This window comes from Amycolatopsis sp. NPDC058278 (genome assembly GCF_042881395.1).
Classification (GTDB): Bacteria; Actinomycetota; Actinomycetes; order Mycobacteriales; family Pseudonocardiaceae; genus Amycolatopsis.
Genome location: NZ_JBHVXZ010000087.1, coordinates 14,600 through 30,135, shown reverse-complemented (window position 1 = coordinate 30,135; position 15,536 = coordinate 14,600). Strand labels below are relative to the sequence as shown.

Genomic DNA, 15,536 nt, shown 5'->3' with positions numbered 1-15,536 from the left:
TGCGGGCATCCGCGAAGAGTCATCATCGGGGGATGTTCTTCGATCTGGGTGTCCGGGACTTCCTCGACCGCGCGGAAACGGTGTACCCGGACCGCGTCGCGGTGGTCGACGAGCCGGACCAGCCCGCGCCGAGCTGGGGTTCGCTCACCTACCGCGAGGTGGCACGCCGGGCCCGCGCGCAGGCCGCCAACCTCGACGCGCTGGGCGTGCCCGCCGGCGGGCGCGTCGCGGTGGTCTCGCACAACGCCGCGCGGCTGCTCGTGTCGTTCTTCGGGGTGTCCGGCTGGGGCCGGATCCTGGTGCCGGTGAACTTCCGGCTGGCGCCCGCCGAGGTCAAGTACATAGTGGAGCACTCCGGGGCGGAGGTGCTGATCGTCGACCCGGAGCTGGCGCACCTGCTGGACACGGTGACGGCGAAGCACGTGTTCGTCCTCGGCCGCGACGACGACGCCATCTGGGGTGGCGACGGGACACCCCGGCCCTGGGACGGCGACGAGTCGGCCACCGCCACCATCAACTACACGTCGGGGACGACCGCCCGGCCGAAGGGCGTGCAGCTCACCCACCGCAACATCTGGCTGAACGCCGCCGTCTTCGGCCTGCACACGACGCTGAGCGACCACGACGTCCTGCTGCACACCCTGCCGATGTTCCACTGCAACGGCTGGGGCATGCCGTACGCGGTCACCGGCCTCGGCGGGCGGCACATCGTGCTGCGGAAGGTCGACGGCACCGAAATCCTGCGGCGCATCGACGAACACGGCGTCACCATCCTCTGCGCGGCACCCGCGGTGGTCACGGCGGCGCTGGACGGCGCAGCAACCTGGAACGGCGAGATCCCGGGCCGCGACCGCGTCCGGATCGTCGTGGCCGGCGCACCGCCGCCGACGCGCACGATCGAGCGGGTCCGGGCGGAGCTGGGCTGGGAGTTCATCCAGATCTACGGGCTCACCGAGACCGCACCGCTGCTGACGGTCAACCGGATGCGCAGCGAGTGGGCGGATCTCGACCCGCACGAGCAGGCGCGGCTGCTGGGCCGCGCCGGAACGCCGGCGCTGGGCGTCCGGATCGCCGTGGACGCCGACGGCGAGGTGCTCGCGCAGTCGAACCACAACCTCGACGGCTACTGGGAGAATCCGGAGGAGACGGCCCGGGTCACCGACGGCGGCTGGTTCCACACGGGTGACGGCGGCACGTTCGAAGACGGCTACCTGACGATCGCGGACCGCAAGAAGGACGTGATCATCTCGGGCGGCGAGAACGTGTCGTCGATCGAGGTCGAGGACGCGCTGAACTCGCACCCGGCGATCCGCGAGGCCGCGGTGATCGGCATCCCGGACCGGAAGTGGGGCGAGCTGGTGACCGCGCTGGTCGTGGTCGAAGGCGACGTCACGGCCGAGGAGCTGATCCGGCACTGCCGCGGGTACCTGGCGGGGTACAAGTGCCCGAAGCGGATCGAATTCCTGGACGAGCTGCCCCGGACGGCGACGGGCAAGATCCAGAAGTTCAAGCTCCGGGAGCCGTTCTGGGAGGGGCAGTCGAGGCAGGTCAACTAGCGGACCAGCCGGAAGAACGTCCGCACCTCCTCGGCGAACAGCTCAGGCTGCTCGTACGCCGCGAAGTGGCCGCCCCGGTCGAGCTCGTTCCAGTGCCGGATGTCGGTGTACCTCCGAGCCGCCCAGCGGCGCGACGGCCTCGGCATCTCCGCCGGGAAGATCGAACAGCCCGTCGGCACGTCCACCGTGTCGTCCGTCGCCTCCGAGAACCACTTCTGGACCTTGCGGATGCTCTCCCAGTACAGCCGGGCCGACGACGCCGCCGTGCCGGTGAGCCAGTACAGCGTGATGTCGTCCAGCAGTTCGTCGCGGGTGAACGGGAAGCCGTCGGACCAGGCGTGGAACTTCTCCACCAGCCAGCCGCACAGGCCGGCCGGGGAGTCGAGGAGGCTGTAGCCGATCGTCTGCGGACGGGTCGACTGCAGCACCGAATACCCGTCTTCCCAGCGCTGCGCGTGCTCCAACGCCTCCAGCGCGGCGCGCTCGGACGCCGTCAGGTCGCCGAACGTCGCCGGGTCCGGCGCCGCGATCGGCGGGTTCAGGTGGATGCCCGCCAGGTGCGCCGCGTCCTGCTGGGCCAGCGACGTCGTGATCGACGTCCCCCAGTCGCCACCCTGCGCGCCGTACCGCGAGTAACCGAGCCGGGCCATCAACGACGCCCACGCCGCCGCGATCCGCTCGATGCCCCAGCCCGCCGACGACGGCTTGTCGCTGAAGCCGTAACCCGGCAGCGACGGGACCACCAGGTGGAACTCCTCGGACAGCGGCTCGATCACCTTGGTGAACTCGACGAACGAGCCCGGCCAGCCGTGCGTGAGGATCAGCGGCAACGCGGCCGGGTCCGGCGAGCGCACGTGCAGGAAGTGGATGCCGAGCCCGTCGATTTCGGTGCGGTACTGCGGAAACCGGTTCAGCCGCGCTTCCGTGCGACGCCAGTCGTACCCGGCCGACCAGTACTCGCACAGCGCGCGCAGGTACCCCAGCGGCGTGCCCTGGCTCCAGTCGTCCCCGGGTCCGGCCTCGGGCCAGCGCGTCCGCCGCAGCCGCGCGCGCAGGTCGTCGAGGTCGGCCTGCGGGACCTCGATCCGGAACGGCGTGATCACGCCCGCACTATAAACCGGCGAGACGTCCGGCCCGTCCACTCGCGACGGTCTCGCGGACGCGCGCGCTGTCCGCCTCCGCCCGGGCCCGCTCCTCCTCGGTCGCGGGTTCCAGGCGCGCCGGGACGTCCTTGTGGTGCGGTGTCCCCGCGATCGGGTCGCGGTCCAGCGCGTCCGTCAGGAGGTTGATCCGCGGGCCGCTGACCACCCGGCGGCCGTCGGCGTCCGGGTGGGCCATGCCGTAGCCGTGCGGCAACGCGAGCTGGCCCGGCCGCAGCGCGGGGTCGGCCTCGGCGCGGACGACCACCCGCCCCGCCGCCGTCACGACGGCCACCCAGTCGCCCTGGGAAGCGCCGATCGACGCCAGCTCCTCGGGACGCGCGCGCAGGGCGCCGTCCGGATCGGTGCGGCGCCAGCGCGGGTCACGCAGGATCTGGTTCGCGTTGTGCGCCCGCCGCTGCCCGTTGACCAGCGAAAACGGGAACACCGGGTCGGGCCGTTCGGCGGCCGGGTCCAGCGCGGCCAGCCAGTCCAGCAGCTCCGGCACCGCCAGCCGGACGCGCTCGCGGCGCATCAGGCTCCACACTTCGTCCTGCTCGTGCGCCGAAAACGGCGTCGGACCGGCCAAGACCCGCTCGAAGAGCTCTTCCCCGAGCCGCGGACCGGTGGCCGAGGTGCCCAGCGCGCGCTGCACCGGCACGGTCATCGTCTTCGCCGCGCGGTGGCAGCCCGCCCAGAGCGGCGCGATCGAAGCCGCGCCGTCGGGCAGCGCCGCGCCCAGGGTGCGGTAGAGCAGCACCGGCAGGATCGCCGCGCGCTCCGGCATCGCCTGGACCAGGGCGCCGAGGCCTGCCTGCAGCTCCGAACGCGGTGTGGCCGCCAGCGAAGCGAGCACGTCGGACGGCGGCAGCACGCCGAGCGCGTCGAAGAGCCGCGCGTAGATCTCGGCCTCGACGAGCGTGCCCGGCAGCGGATCCAGCAGCGGCCGTCGCAGCTGGAAGTAGTTCGTCGGCCACTCGAAGGTGAAGAGCGTGAACTCCCACTTCTCGTGCTGGGAGGCCGCGGGCAGCACGTAGTCCGCCAGCGCGGCCGTCTCGGTGTAGGCGACGTCGACGACCACGGACAGCTCCGCGGCCTCCAGCGCGCGTTCGACGTCCCGCGTCCCGGCGAAGGTGTTGGCCGGGTTCGACGACTCCACCCACACCGCGCGGACGCGGTTCGGGTGGTCGGCGAGGACCTCCTCGGCGAGGGTGTTCGCCGGCAGCAGCCCGCCGATGTACTCGAAGCCGGTGATCTCGGAGCGCCGGCCGGTCGTCGCGCCCCACAATGGCAGCAGCCACGAGTGCAGGTTGTTCGTGCCGCGCCGGCCGAAGTGCCCGGTGAGCAGGTACAGCAGCTTCTCGAGGTAGCTGTTGAGCGTCGAGTGCCGCCCCTGCTGGATGCCCAGCTCGACGCGCACGGTCATCGCCTTCGCCGCGCACATCAGGTCGACGGCCCGCTCGACGTCCACACGGGACACTTCGGCGTGCGCGATCCACGCGTCCACCGGCACTTTCGCCAGCACGGCGGCGACCTCGTCGAAGCCTTCGGTCCGGGCGGCGAGGAAGTCCTCGTCGGCGGCACCCCGTTCGAGCAGCAGTGCCAGGATCGCGCCGAGCAGGTAGGCGTCGGTGCCCGGCCGCAGCGGGAGGTGCAGGTCGGCCATTTCCGCGGTTTCGGTGCGCCGCGGATCGATGACGATCATCCGCCGGTCCGGGTCGTTCTTGAGCGTGTTGAGCGCCTGCCGGGCGTTGCTGAACCCGTGCGCCTGCCAGGGGTTGCAGCCGAGCACGACCAGCAGGTCGCAGTGCTCGACGTCCTCGGCGGTGTGCACGATCGTCGAGCCGAACAGCTGCCCGTTGACCCAGAAGTCGCCGGTCTTCTCCTGCGACAGCGCGTTGAAGTGCCGCGTCGAGTTCATCCACTTCAGCAGGGACGTGCCGTACGCGCCGCCGGAGTGGTTGCCCTGGCCACCGCCGCCGACGTAGGCGAACGAGCCGGGGCGCCCGGCCGCGGTGTCGGCGTCCCGGATCGCGCGCAGCTTGGCCGCGATCTCGGTGAGCGCGGTGTCCCAGCCGATCGGCTCGTGCGTGCCGTCGGGACGGCGGCGCAGCGGCGTCGTCAGGCGGTCTTCGTGGTCGCCGTAGAAGGTCAGGCGCTGCGCCTTCTGGCAGAGGTACCCGCCCGAACGCGGGTGTGCCTTGTCGCCGCGGACGCGGGTGATCTTCCGGCCGTCGAGCTGCACCTCCAGCCCGCAGTTGAGGTAGCAGAGGCTGCACGCGGTGCGCTGCCACTCGCCCATGGCGTTCCCCTTCACAGCAGGTCGAGCGCGCGACCCAGCGTCGTCAACCGCGCTTCGAGCGTCTCGCCGGCCGGGTAGAGCCGGACGGTGTCGATGCCGGCGTCACGCCAGACGCGCAAGCGGTTCCGCACCATCTCTTCGGTGCCGATCAATGTCGTGCCGAGCACCATTTCGTCGGTGACGAGCGCGGCGGCGCCGTCGCGGTCCCCGGCCTGCCAGCGCTCGCGGACCTCGGCGGCGACGTCCTCCCAGCCCTGGCGGCTGTAGGCGTTGTTGTAGAAGTTCGTGCTGGCCGAGCCCATCCCGCCGAGGCTGAAGGCCAGCTCCTTCTTGCGGCTGCCGACCAGGGTGCGCAGCTCGGCTTCGTTGTCCGCGAAGGCGACTTCGGCGCCCTGGCAGACGTCGATGTCCTTGCGTTGCCTACCCGCCTTCGCGAGCCCGGCGTCGAGGTGGGTGAAGTACGCGTCGGCGCCTTCGGGCACGAAGCTGGTGCCGAGCCAGCCGTCCGCGACCTCGCCGGTGAGCTCCAGGAGCTTCGGCGACAGCGTCGCGAGGTAGATCGGGATGTCCGGGTTCGGCGCGGTGGACAGCCGCATCGGACGGGCCTCGCCGGGCAGCGGGATCTCGAACGCCTTGCCGGAGAACGAGATCTTCTCCCCCGCGAAGGCTTGCCGGATGATCTCGACGGTCTCGCGCATGCGCGTCAGCGGTTTCGCGAACGGGACGCCGTGCAGGCCTTCGACGACCTGCGGTCCGGACGGGCCGAGGCCGAGCGCGAACCGGCCGCCGGACAGATCGGCCAGCGTCAAAGCGGCCTGCGCGATCGCGACCGGTGTGCGCGTGCCCAGCTGGATGATTCCCGAACCGAGCCGGATCCGGTCGGTGCGGGCGGCGAGGTAGCCGAGCGCGGACGGCGCGTCCGAGCCCCAGGCTTCGGCCACCCAGCAGACGTCGAGGCCGAGTTTCTCCGCTTCCAGCACGAAGTCCAGCGTCGTGCGGGTGTCCGTGGAGAACTCGACGGTGGTGGCGGTCCTCATCGGTTTTCGATCCGGGCTTTGATCGCGGTGAGGTTGGCCTGCATCGCCGTCTCGAACTCCCGCATGCGGACGAAGACGATCTTCTGTTCCTTCTCCGGCATCCGGTCGATCGCGTACGACAGCCCGGACCGGCCGGGCCCCATCCGCATCCACTGGCTCAGGCGCGTGCCGCCGTTGTCCGGCTCGAGGGTGAACTTCCAGACGGCGCTGGGCTCCTCCGGGTCCTGCACGGCCCACGCGAAGACGCGCGGGGCTTCGCACTCCACGACGTACGAAGTCGTCTCCCACTCGCCGAACGCGTCGTGCTTGCTGCGGCCGAGGAACTTGCGGCCTTCCTCGCACCACTCGACGGACTGGAGTTCCGCGCTCGTCTCGGGCATCAGCGAGATGTCCGAGACGACCGGCCAGACGACCTCCGGCGCGGCGTCGATCCAGGTCGAGACCTCGGCCGTCGGCAGGTCGGCGTACCGCGCACCCGTCCACTCCATCGTGGTCGCACTCCTTCTCTCGGCGTCGCCTGACCACGATAGTTGCGTAGATAGACTCACCCTGTCAACGCTTACTCCTGCCGGGCGAAGCGCTCCTCGACGTCGGGCCGCTGCGCCAGCCGGGGCGGGAAGCCGGGGCCGCGGCGCATCCGGGTGTCGTCGGGCGTCATCGGTTCCCGGCAGTCGGCGCAAACGATTTCGGCGTGCGTGTCGTGCCCGCAGGCGAGGTGGTGCACGGTGATCGGCGGGCCGGCCTCGCTCGCGAGCCACTTGTCGCCCCAGCGGGTCATCGCGAGCAGCACCGGGTAGAAGTCGCGGCCCTTCTCGGTGAGCACGTAGTCGTGGCGCACCGGCTCGGTCTGGTACGGCACCTTTTCCAGCAGCCCCTCGTCGACCAGCCGCTTGAGCCGGTCGGCGAGGGTGTTGCGCGCGATGCCGAGGGCCTGCTGGAACTCGTCGAAGCGGCGCACGCCGTAGAAGGCGTCCCGCAGCACCAGCGGGGTCCACCAGTCGCCGAGCAGATCCATGGTGCGCGCGATCGAGCACGGCCACTGCGCGAACGATGTCCGTTTCATGCAGCCGAGAGTACGCCGTTCCGGGAAAAGACTCAGCAGGTCAGCCGCATGACGACCCGCCGCGCGGTCGGGCGGCTGACCTCGGTGAACCCGGCGTCGGCGAAGATCCCGCGACTGCCGACGAACAGTTCGCCGGGCCAGGCGAGCTGCTGCCCCGGCTCGACGACCATCGGGTAGCCCTCGACCGCCCGGGCGCCTCGTTCACGGGCGAAGTCCGCCGCCGCCTTCGCCAGGGCCGCACTCACCCCTTGACGCCGGAAGCCCTTGCGCGTGACGAAGCAGGTGACCGCCCAAACTCCGTCGTCGGTCTTGTCCTCCTCGCGACCGGCCCAGACCAGCCGGCTGCCGAGAAGGCGGCGGTAAGCCGTGCGGGGTTCGACCGCGCACCAGCCGGCGGGCTCGCCGTCGAGGTAGGCGACGAGCCCGGTCGCGTGGCCGGCCGTCTGGTCGCGAAACCGCTCGGCGCGTTCTTCGGCGGTTCCCGACCGCCACTCGGCCGGCGTGTCCTTGAAGTACTGGCACCGGCAGCGGGCCGGGTCGCCGCGGTCGCCGAAGATCGCCTGCAGGTCGGCCCAGGACGCCTGATCGACGGGTACGACGGTGAGCATGTTTCCGACGTTAGACCAGGTGCCCCGTCGTCACGTCGACGTGGTCGGGGACCTCGTCGTGCACGTCGCCGACCGTGAGCGTCCCCGCCGGCTCGACGAGCAGCACGCTCGCCCCCGTCTTCGACGACGGCTTGTGGAACGTCCCCTTCGGGACCACGAAGACCTGCCCGCGGCCGAGCGTGACCACCCGTTCCGCGGGATCGCGTAGGCCGATCTCGATCTCGCCGTCGAGGACGAGGAAGAACTCGTCGGTGTTCTCGTGGACGTGCCAGACGTGCTCGCCGTCGAACCGCGCGAGGCGGATGTCGTAGTCGTTGACGCGGGTGACGATGCGCGGGCTCCAAGCGGCGTCGAAGCTCGCGAGGACTTCGTTGAGGTCGATCGGGTTCATGCCGACCATCCTCGGTCTGGCCCCGGCGGCCGGGGAGTGCTAGGAATCGCACATGCCGCAAGAATTCTCGCACCGGGTCGTCGCGATCGTCACCGAGGAGTCGAACCCGTTCGAGATGGGCGTGGCGACCGAGCTGTTCGGCCTCCGCCGTCCCGAACTCGACCGGCCCTGGTACGACTTCACGCTCTGCGCGGCGACGCCCTCGGTCGGGATGAACCTCGGGATGTTCACGCTGTCCGGCGTCGCCGGTCTCGAGGCGGCCGACACGGCGGACACCCTGATCGTCCCGGCCCGCCCGAACACCGACGTCCCGACGACCCCGGCGATCATCGCCGCGATCCGCCGGGCGGCGGCCCGCGGCGCCCGGCTGGTGAGCTTCTGCACGGGAGCGTTCGCCCTCGCCGAGGCGGGCGTGCTGGACGGCAAGCGGGCGACCACGCACTGGCAGTGGGCGGCTTCGCTGGCCGCGAAGTTCCCGCGGGTGCGCTGGGAACCGGACGTGCTGTTCATCGACGAGGGAACCGTCCTGACGGCGGCGGGCAGCGCGGCCTCGCTCGACCTGGGCCTGCACATCATCCACCGCGACCACGGCGCCGAAGTCGTCAACGCGGTGAGCCGCCGCCTGGTGTTCACCGGCCACCGCGACGGCGGTCAGCGCCAGTTCATCGCGCGCCCGGTGCCCGCGGTGCCGGACACATCGCTGGCCCCGGTCCTGGCGTGGGCCCTGGAGCGGCTGGACAAGCCGTTGACGATCACGGACCTGGCCACGCGCGCGGCGACCAGCCCGGCGACGCTGCACCGCAAGTTCCGCGCGGAGCTGGGCACGACACCACTGGCGTGGCTGACAACGGAACGCGTGACGTTGGCCTGCCGCCTGATCGAGCGGGGCGAGCTGCGCTTGGACCGAGTGGCGGCATTGAGCGGCTTCGGAACGGCGGCGAACCTGCGGGCGCAGTTACGGCGTCACACGGGCCTCAGCCCGAGTGCTTATCGCCGCCGCTTCGGCCCGGCGGCGTGACCTTCCAGCAGCTCACGCGCTTCGGCGCGGCACAGATCGCTGACGGCCGCCAGCAACCTGGCGGCGGAGACGCGGATGTGGAGCGGAGCTTCGTCATCGTGGGCGATCTCGCGGGCGACCACCGCGGCTGCTTCCCGGTGGCTTCGGTGCAGCCGCGCGGCGGCCCAGGCACTGCGGCACCGGACGACCCGGCCCAGGGTGCGGTCCCGGGCCAGGTCGAGCAGGCCCATCGCCCCCTCCTCCGGCTCGAACTCGCCGATCGTCGTCCAGACCTGGACGTTCCGTTCGCCTCGAAAGCCGCGCAACACGCGGAGCACCTCGCCACGCAGGTCGGGCCGGTGCGCCCCCAGCCGGCCGGCGGCACCCGTGCGGGCGGCCATGGGGAGCGTTTCGTCCTTCATCAGCGACTCCAACGCCGCGGTCCCGAGTTCGTGTCCTCGAGCTCCCAGCTCGGCGAGGTCGTCGGCCGCCCACCAGCGCGATCTCGGATGACAGTCTTGGTCAGCGGCGATCGCCTGGAAAAGCTCCGCGGCCGCAACGCGATCTTCGCGGCAGTAGTCGGTCAACTTCCTTGCTGCGTCCCATCGCAGCGAGAGCGGTCGATGCTGGTCGTCGCGGATCGCCCGGACGTCGTCCAAGCGCCTCAAGCCGAACAGAACGCGAAGCCGCAGACGATCGGCGATGCGTCCGTCGACCGATAGCTCTTCCAGGTGCTTCTGGCATGCCCCGGGAAGTTCGGAGGTGAGATCGATCAGGACGAGCCCGGCTTCGGCCCGCTCACGCCCGGGCCGCTCAGCGTCCGCCAACCCAGCTTGTGCGTCGGCGATGACACGTTCACGCCAGCGGTTGTCCAGCAACGCCAGTTCCCGCCGCGCGCGACGGACGCCGGTGTTGCCATGACTCAGTTTCTCGAGTTCCTCGACGGCTCTCGGTTCGAGCGCAGGGGCGATCTTGCTCAGCGCCACGGCTGCGTTGGTCCGGTCGGCCGGCGCTGATTCGGGGCCGGCCAACCGGTCGAGAAGCTCCCGCTCGGCTTCCCGCGCGAAAGGGCCGTCGTTCCATCGGGTTACGCAACCCGCCCAGGTCTCGGGCGAGACGAGCCGGTCCGACACCAACGCGCGCCCGACGGACCGGCGTTCTCTGCCCGTGAGGTCGCGCAGTACGGCCGCGCGAATCTTGCCGGAAGTAACCGCCGGATCTTGGGCCAGGGCCAGGCGGCACCGGATCATCGGGGCATCAGTCAGGAAGTAGCTGAGCATCCTCAACGCCTCACCACGTTCTTCCTGAGTCAGTTCCGAATCCCCGGCGAACCGCAGCAAGGTCCGGCGGGCATACTCCCCCGTCGGCTGGTCGATGCGCGCAAGTTCGTAAGCGGCGTCGCAGCGGTGGTCGATCGACCTTCGCTCGTCCTCCATCGTCGTTCGGAGCGCGGCGGCGGTCACGGATGCCGTGCCGGGGTTCAGGCTGACCAGCCTCACCATCGCACCGCTTCGGCAGCCGGCATCGATGAACGGGTCCTCGGCTTCCGACGTCAGCTCGGCAGCCCCCTCCGACGCCGGGCCCGGCACCAGCTCCGCGAGGAGAACGGCTGCTTCCTGCCGCCGATAGCGGTCCACATCGCGATCAAGCACCTCCCCGCGCATGTCTTCCACCACGTCGGCACCGAGCTCGACGGCGTCGCGAACGAAACGAATCCAGGAATAGTCCGTTATTTTCGAGCAAAGCCTGAAGATGACTTCGAAAGCAGCACCAGGTCGCAGGAAATTGTTCCTCGCCAGGAGGATCGCGGCATGGCACCGCGCTTCGGCTTCGGCCGAAAAGTCGGCAGCAACTCTGGCGAGCGCAGAAAGCACCCTATCGCTGTCCAACGAAGCAAGCGCATCCATCGCGGCCGCAGCGCGACACATCCTGCCGGGGCGGGTGGCCGGCGCAAGTACCTTGTCCAGCAACACGTCGGCTACGGGACTTCGCGTCGCTGGACCGGCATGACTGACTTGACTACCCATGACAATGATTTCTCGGTCATCGACGATGTCGTCCTGGAGCAGCTTCACAATTCCTCGCGCAGCCGCGGCGTGGAATCGGTGGTGCATCCACGTCAGGATGATCGCAGCGTCATATCGCTGACGACCACTGCGTTCCCGGTCGTCGAGCACCCGTTCCAGGATCCGGCCCAGTTCGTCCGGATCGGGCACGTCCCAACGGTCGTGCGGGAGGCCCTCACCCCACGTCTCATCGCCTTCCTGCACGAGCTGCAGCCCGATCATTCCGGCCGAAGCCCGCGGAGCCAGCTCGGGGGCGAGCCGCTCGAGCTGGCGCCAGACATCCAGCCGGAGCTTCAGCGGAAGTGATGCAGCCGTGAGACGAACCAACTCGTCGAGCGCTTCGGGATAAAACTCCGGACCGAGGCAGGACAGCTCGGATGCCGCCCGGTACCGCGTTTCCAGGGTCGATTCCGGCTTGTTCATCGCAGAGCGCATCCCGGCCAGTACCTGCGCTCGGTGCGGTTCCCCCAGTCCCGCGAGGGCCGCAAGGGCGTCCATGGCGAGCTGGTCGAATCCCAGCGGATGGTAGGCGGCACGTACCAGCGCCCCGGCGGCATCCGGCCAGTGATCAGGCCCCAGGTCGGCCAGTCTGGTCCCGGCCGAGAGCAGATACCCCGCGCCCGCGGCGGGATCGTCCACCACCGAATGCAGGAGGGCGACCGTCGCCTCGCGGAACTCGGGCCCGCAGTTGGCGAGCACGGACGCGATGTAGGCCCGGTCGAATGTTCCCGAGGCCGGGCCGGTGGCCAGCGCCAACATCAGCTCTCCCGCCCTGACGCGGTACTGAGGGCCCAGCCGCGACAGAACACGAGCACCGTAAACCCGATCGATGTAGTGCAGCCGGAGGTCCGTGACACGGCGCTCGAGCGCGCCGGCCGCCTCCGCCAGGTAGCCCAGCCCCAGCGACGCGAGGCCGATCGCTGCGTCCTCGATGCCGTTAGTCGACCGACAGCGGTGGTTCAGCACAGCCAGGAGCACCGTCGCACAGCGTTCGTGGAACTCGATGTCGATTTCCAGCAAACTCACCGCCGCGGCCACGAGGTCCTGGTCCGTCGCACTGGAACTGTCCAGCACCGCAGTCAGTGCCGCGATCGCCCGGGCCCGCGGCTCGGGCCCCAATCCCGCGAGGACTACCGCGGCGTCACCGTGCTGCGTCGCCGCGACGGCCGGGCTTTCCAGCACCGATTCCAAGCCGAGCACCGCCGCCTCGCGCTCGTCGTCACCGCACTGTGAGAGCGCGTCGGCCCCGTCGAGACGAGCCTGCACGTCGATGCCCACGCTCTTCACGACCGTCCGAAGCGTCTCCACCGCCTCCGCGCGGGCATCGTTGTCGAGCCGCGTCCCCAGCGCCACAGCGGCCTCGACGCGTGAAGGCCACGGCAGACCGTCGTCACGCATCAGGCCTTGGAGCCAGCCCACCAGATCAGGGTGGTGGGCAGCCCGGCTGACCTCGGCGAGGATCTTCCCGCCCGGGTACTGCGTGGTGGCGGCCCAGGCGCGAGCCGTCCCCAGGAACGCGTTCATGACGTCCGCGCCCGCCGGCACGTGCCAGGCGAGCAGGCGGGCCGCAAGCAGGTGCTGCTGCGGTCCATTGCCGTGCAGGTGCCGGATCAGACGGTCCGCCTCCGCCGGACGCAACCGTGTGTAGTGCAGCAGGACGCGCCGGGCGTATCGGCCACGTTCTTCGGGCTCGGCCGCGTGCAGCAACTCGGCGAAGTCCTGGTGCGCCGGATCGAACGTCTCGGGAAGCAACCGCGCCTTCGCGGTGGCCGCGAGGTGCTCGGCGAAGCTGTGGTGCAGGAAGCCGAGATCGTCGGCGCGGAACAGGAACGGCCCCACCGAGGCCAGGTGATCGATGAGCCGTTCCCGCCAGCCGGTCTCGGCGCCCAGCTCCGGCAGTTTCTCGCCGACCCAGCGACACGCCGCCGTGCTCAGGGACGTGTCCTCTTCGAGCCGGACGCGGCCGAGGTACTCCAGAAGCTGTCCGCAACACGAGTCGAACGGCCCCGGCGGCACGGAATGCGCCGACCGCAGGTACTCCAGGTACGTCTCGTACAGCTCGTACTGGTTGTCCGGCAGCGGCCGGTCGGCGTACTTCTCGAAGATGATCGCCGCGATCGTGGCCAGCAACGGGACCCGGACCAGCTCGTCCAGGTGGGCGTCCCGGATCTGGCGGACGAACCTCTCGGCGGCACCGGCGCTTTCCGCGAACCAGTGGCCGGCGAACAGGCGAAACGCCCCCTCGTCGAACGGCAGCAGTTCGTAGCGCGCCGCGCCGATGCGCTGAAACGGCGCGAGCGTCGCCCCTTCGATCGGCCGGGTGGTGAGGACGACGCGGTAGACCGCATCCGACGCCCATGCAGCGAGCACCGTGACCAGCTGGTCCCGGAGAGCGGCGTCGGCGACTTCGTCGAGCCCGTCCACGAGCAGCAACCACCGGCAGCCGGCGACCCGGCCGGTCAGGTCTTCCGGCCGCAACGGCTGGGCGAGCATCGCGCCGTACTCACCGCGGACGGATTCGGCCAGCGCCTCGTAAAACGGCAGTTCGAGCCGGGTGGCGAGCACGCGCGCGGTCAGCCGCAGCGGGAGGACCGGCTCGCGCAACGGCGGCGAATCGGCGGCTCCCTGCCAGCAGCGAGCGACCTCGGCGGCCAGCCGCAGCGACAGGGTCGATTTGCCCTGCCCCGGCCCACCGGTCACCAGCAGGTGCTCGCCGCCGTCGAGCGCTTCGCGCATGCTCCGCGAGGGCGGCCGCACCGTGAGCCGAGCCGGTGGCGGCCCCGGGACGTCGATGAGCCTGCCCTTGCCGTCGAGCACCGGGAGCGGCCGTGCCTGGTCGGACGGCGGGAGCTCGGTCCCGGTCGTCACGTCTTGGCGGACGTAGACGGTCGCCAGCGATGGCCGACGCGCCCCCGGCAGCCGGTAGGGCATCTTCTCCGCGTTCTGGAGCTGCGCCCGCAGCAGGGAAACGATCTTCGGCGGCAGCTCGGGGAGGTCCGACCAGTTCGTGGGCGGATCGATGGGAACCGGTGCGGCCGCCTGCGCGAAGCCGACGTACATGTCGCCGTGGACCGCGCCGACCTGCAGCGCCGATCCGACCACGTCCCCGGCGATGTGGTTGACCGGCTCCGGCGGTGGTTCCTCCGTCACGAACGCTCCTCCCGCCGGACCGGCATCCTAGCGGTTCACATCGCGGCCGAACCACATTCGACTGTGACGGACAGGCCGCTCACAGACCGGCGAGCGCTTCGGCGAGCGCGTCCTGCTGCAGCCGGGCCGGGTAGGTCTTCGGGTCGGCCGCGGCCAGGACGTTCATCCCCTCCACCAGCGCCACCAGGCTCTTCGTCGTCAGCTCGAGCCGCTCGTCCGTCCACTCCGGACGGCAGGCCGCCACCAGGCGGTGGATGCGGGCCAGGAACGAACGGTTCGCCGCGCGGTGGCGTTCGGCCAGGTCGTCGTCGGCCAGGGCCGCCGCCAGGAAGCCCACCCAGACCCGGGATTCCTCGTGGTGGCCGTGCGGGAGGTCCACCGCCTGGCCCAGCACCGCCGCGAGCGCGCCCGGCGCGTCCGCGCACGCCGCTTCGGCCGCGTCGGCGCGGACCGCCGTGCGCGCGTACAGCAGGTCACGTGCGTGCAGCAGCAACGCCTTCTTCGTCGGGAACGCGTGCATCACCAGGCCGGTGGTGCAGCCGGCGCGCTCGGCGACCGCGCGCAGGGTCAGCCCCGGCAGGCCGTTGTCGGCGAGCACCTGCCAGGTCGCGTTCGACAGCAGATCTCGCTGCGCCTGGACGTCACGCTGCTTCGGCATGGCTTGGAATCGTAACAGGTGCTACGGTAACACCTGTTACGGAAAGGGGAGTGTGCCTTGACGCATCACCGCACGCTGACGATCACCCCGGTGACCTGGGACGATCCCGACGCGGTCCGCCTGCGCGAAGCCCAGCGGACCGAGCTCGACGCCCGCTACGGCACCGACGACCACGAACCCGGCGCGGTCCCCACCGCCGAAACCGTCGCCGTGTTCCTGCTCGCGCGGGACGCCGCCGGCACCGCCGTGGGCTGCGGCGGACTGCGACTGCTCGGCCCGGGGTCGGGCGAGGTCAAGCGCATGTACGTCGAGCCGGCGGTCCGCGGCACCGGCGTCGCGGCCGCCCTGCTGCGCGCCCTCGAAGACCACGCGCGGCAGCTCGGCATCACCCGGCTGCTGCTGGAGACCGGCACCGGGCAGCCGGACGCGATCCGCTTCTACCGGCGCGAAGGCTATGAACCGATCGAGGCGTACGGGCCTTACCGCGGCGAACCGCTCTCCCGCTGCTTCGCCCGCGACCTGTGATCGGTTTTCCGATGGCCGGTCCAAGCCGAGCTATTGGCGGCCGG

The 15,536-nt window shown here is 70.7% G+C and carries 12 protein-coding genes; 3 read left to right on the top strand and 9 right to left on the bottom strand.

Annotated elements, in window-relative coordinates; genetic code table 11:
* Positions 1 to 32: 32 nt before the first annotated feature.
* Positions 33 to 1,556, top strand: a complete 1,524-nt coding sequence (locus tag ACFVYA_RS34475) for an AMP-binding protein (RefSeq protein WP_387050995.1) — start codon at positions 33 to 35, stop codon at positions 1,554 to 1,556.
* Here the strand turns inward: ACFVYA_RS34475 and ACFVYA_RS34470 are convergent.
* The 7 genes from ACFVYA_RS34470 to ACFVYA_RS34440 form a co-directional block, all read right to left on the bottom strand.
* The gene (locus tag ACFVYA_RS34470) at positions 1,553 to 2,659 is read right to left on the bottom strand and encodes an epoxide hydrolase family protein (RefSeq protein WP_387050993.1); all 1,107 of its coding nucleotides are present in this window, start codon (positions 2,657 to 2,659) and stop codon (positions 1,553 to 1,555) included. The two genes, ACFVYA_RS34475 and ACFVYA_RS34470, sit on opposite strands and share 4 nt — an antisense overlap.
* Before the next feature lie 7 nt (positions 2,660 to 2,666).
* The gene (locus ACFVYA_RS34465; protein ID WP_387050992.1) at positions 2,667 to 4,997 is read right to left on the bottom strand and encodes a molybdopterin-dependent oxidoreductase; all 2,331 of its coding nucleotides are present in this window, start codon (positions 4,995 to 4,997) and stop codon (positions 2,667 to 2,669) included.
* 11 nt (positions 4,998 to 5,008) lie between these two features.
* Positions 5,009 to 6,034 carry an LLM class flavin-dependent oxidoreductase gene (locus tag ACFVYA_RS34460; RefSeq protein ID WP_387050990.1) on the bottom strand — a complete coding sequence of 342 codons (1,026 nt, stop codon included), beginning with the start codon at positions 6,032 to 6,034 and terminating at the stop codon, positions 5,009 to 5,011.
* Entirely contained in the window at positions 6,031 to 6,522 is a 492-nt protein-coding gene (locus ACFVYA_RS34455; protein ID WP_285985801.1) for an SRPBCC family protein, read from the bottom strand. The genes ACFVYA_RS34460 and ACFVYA_RS34455 overlap by 4 nt, the downstream gene beginning before the upstream one ends.
* Positions 6,523 to 6,593: 71 nt before the next feature.
* Positions 6,594 to 7,097, bottom strand: coding sequence for a winged helix-turn-helix transcriptional regulator (locus tag ACFVYA_RS34450; protein WP_387050988.1), 504 nt, complete (start codon positions 7,095 to 7,097; stop codon positions 6,594 to 6,596).
* A 32-nt stretch (positions 7,098 to 7,129) separates the two neighbouring features.
* Positions 7,130 to 7,705, bottom strand: coding sequence for a GNAT family N-acetyltransferase (locus tag ACFVYA_RS34445; protein ID WP_387050986.1), 576 nt, complete (start codon positions 7,703 to 7,705; stop codon positions 7,130 to 7,132).
* 10 nt (positions 7,706 to 7,715) lie between these two features.
* A complete protein-coding gene (locus tag ACFVYA_RS34440; protein WP_285985804.1) occupies positions 7,716 to 8,105 on the bottom strand; it encodes a cupin domain-containing protein in 390 nt (129 codons plus the stop codon).
* Between the two features lie 43 nt (positions 8,106 to 8,148).
* On the opposite strand from ACFVYA_RS34440, the gene ACFVYA_RS34435 reads away from it, so the two are divergent.
* Positions 8,149 to 9,114, top strand: coding sequence for a helix-turn-helix domain-containing protein (locus tag ACFVYA_RS34435; protein WP_387050984.1), 966 nt, complete (start codon positions 8,149 to 8,151; stop codon positions 9,112 to 9,114).
* Here ACFVYA_RS34435 and ACFVYA_RS34430 read toward each other — a convergent pair.
* A complete protein-coding gene (locus ACFVYA_RS34430; RefSeq protein ID WP_387050983.1) occupies positions 9,084 to 14,309 on the bottom strand; it encodes a hypothetical protein in 5,226 nt (1,741 codons plus the stop codon). The genes ACFVYA_RS34435 and ACFVYA_RS34430 overlap by 31 nt on opposite strands.
* A gap of 79 nt (positions 14,310 to 14,388) precedes the next feature.
* Positions 14,389 to 14,967, bottom strand: coding sequence for a TetR/AcrR family transcriptional regulator (locus ACFVYA_RS34425; RefSeq protein ID WP_387050982.1), 579 nt, complete (start codon positions 14,965 to 14,967; stop codon positions 14,389 to 14,391).
* A 57-nt stretch (positions 14,968 to 15,024) separates the two neighbouring features.
* Here ACFVYA_RS34425 and ACFVYA_RS34420 point away from each other — a divergent pair, with 57 nt between their 5' ends.
* Positions 15,025 to 15,492 (top strand): GNAT family N-acetyltransferase, encoded by a 468-nt coding sequence (locus ACFVYA_RS34420; RefSeq protein WP_387050981.1) that lies wholly within the window; start codon positions 15,025 to 15,027, stop codon positions 15,490 to 15,492.
* Positions 15,493 to 15,536 lie beyond the last annotated feature (44 nt).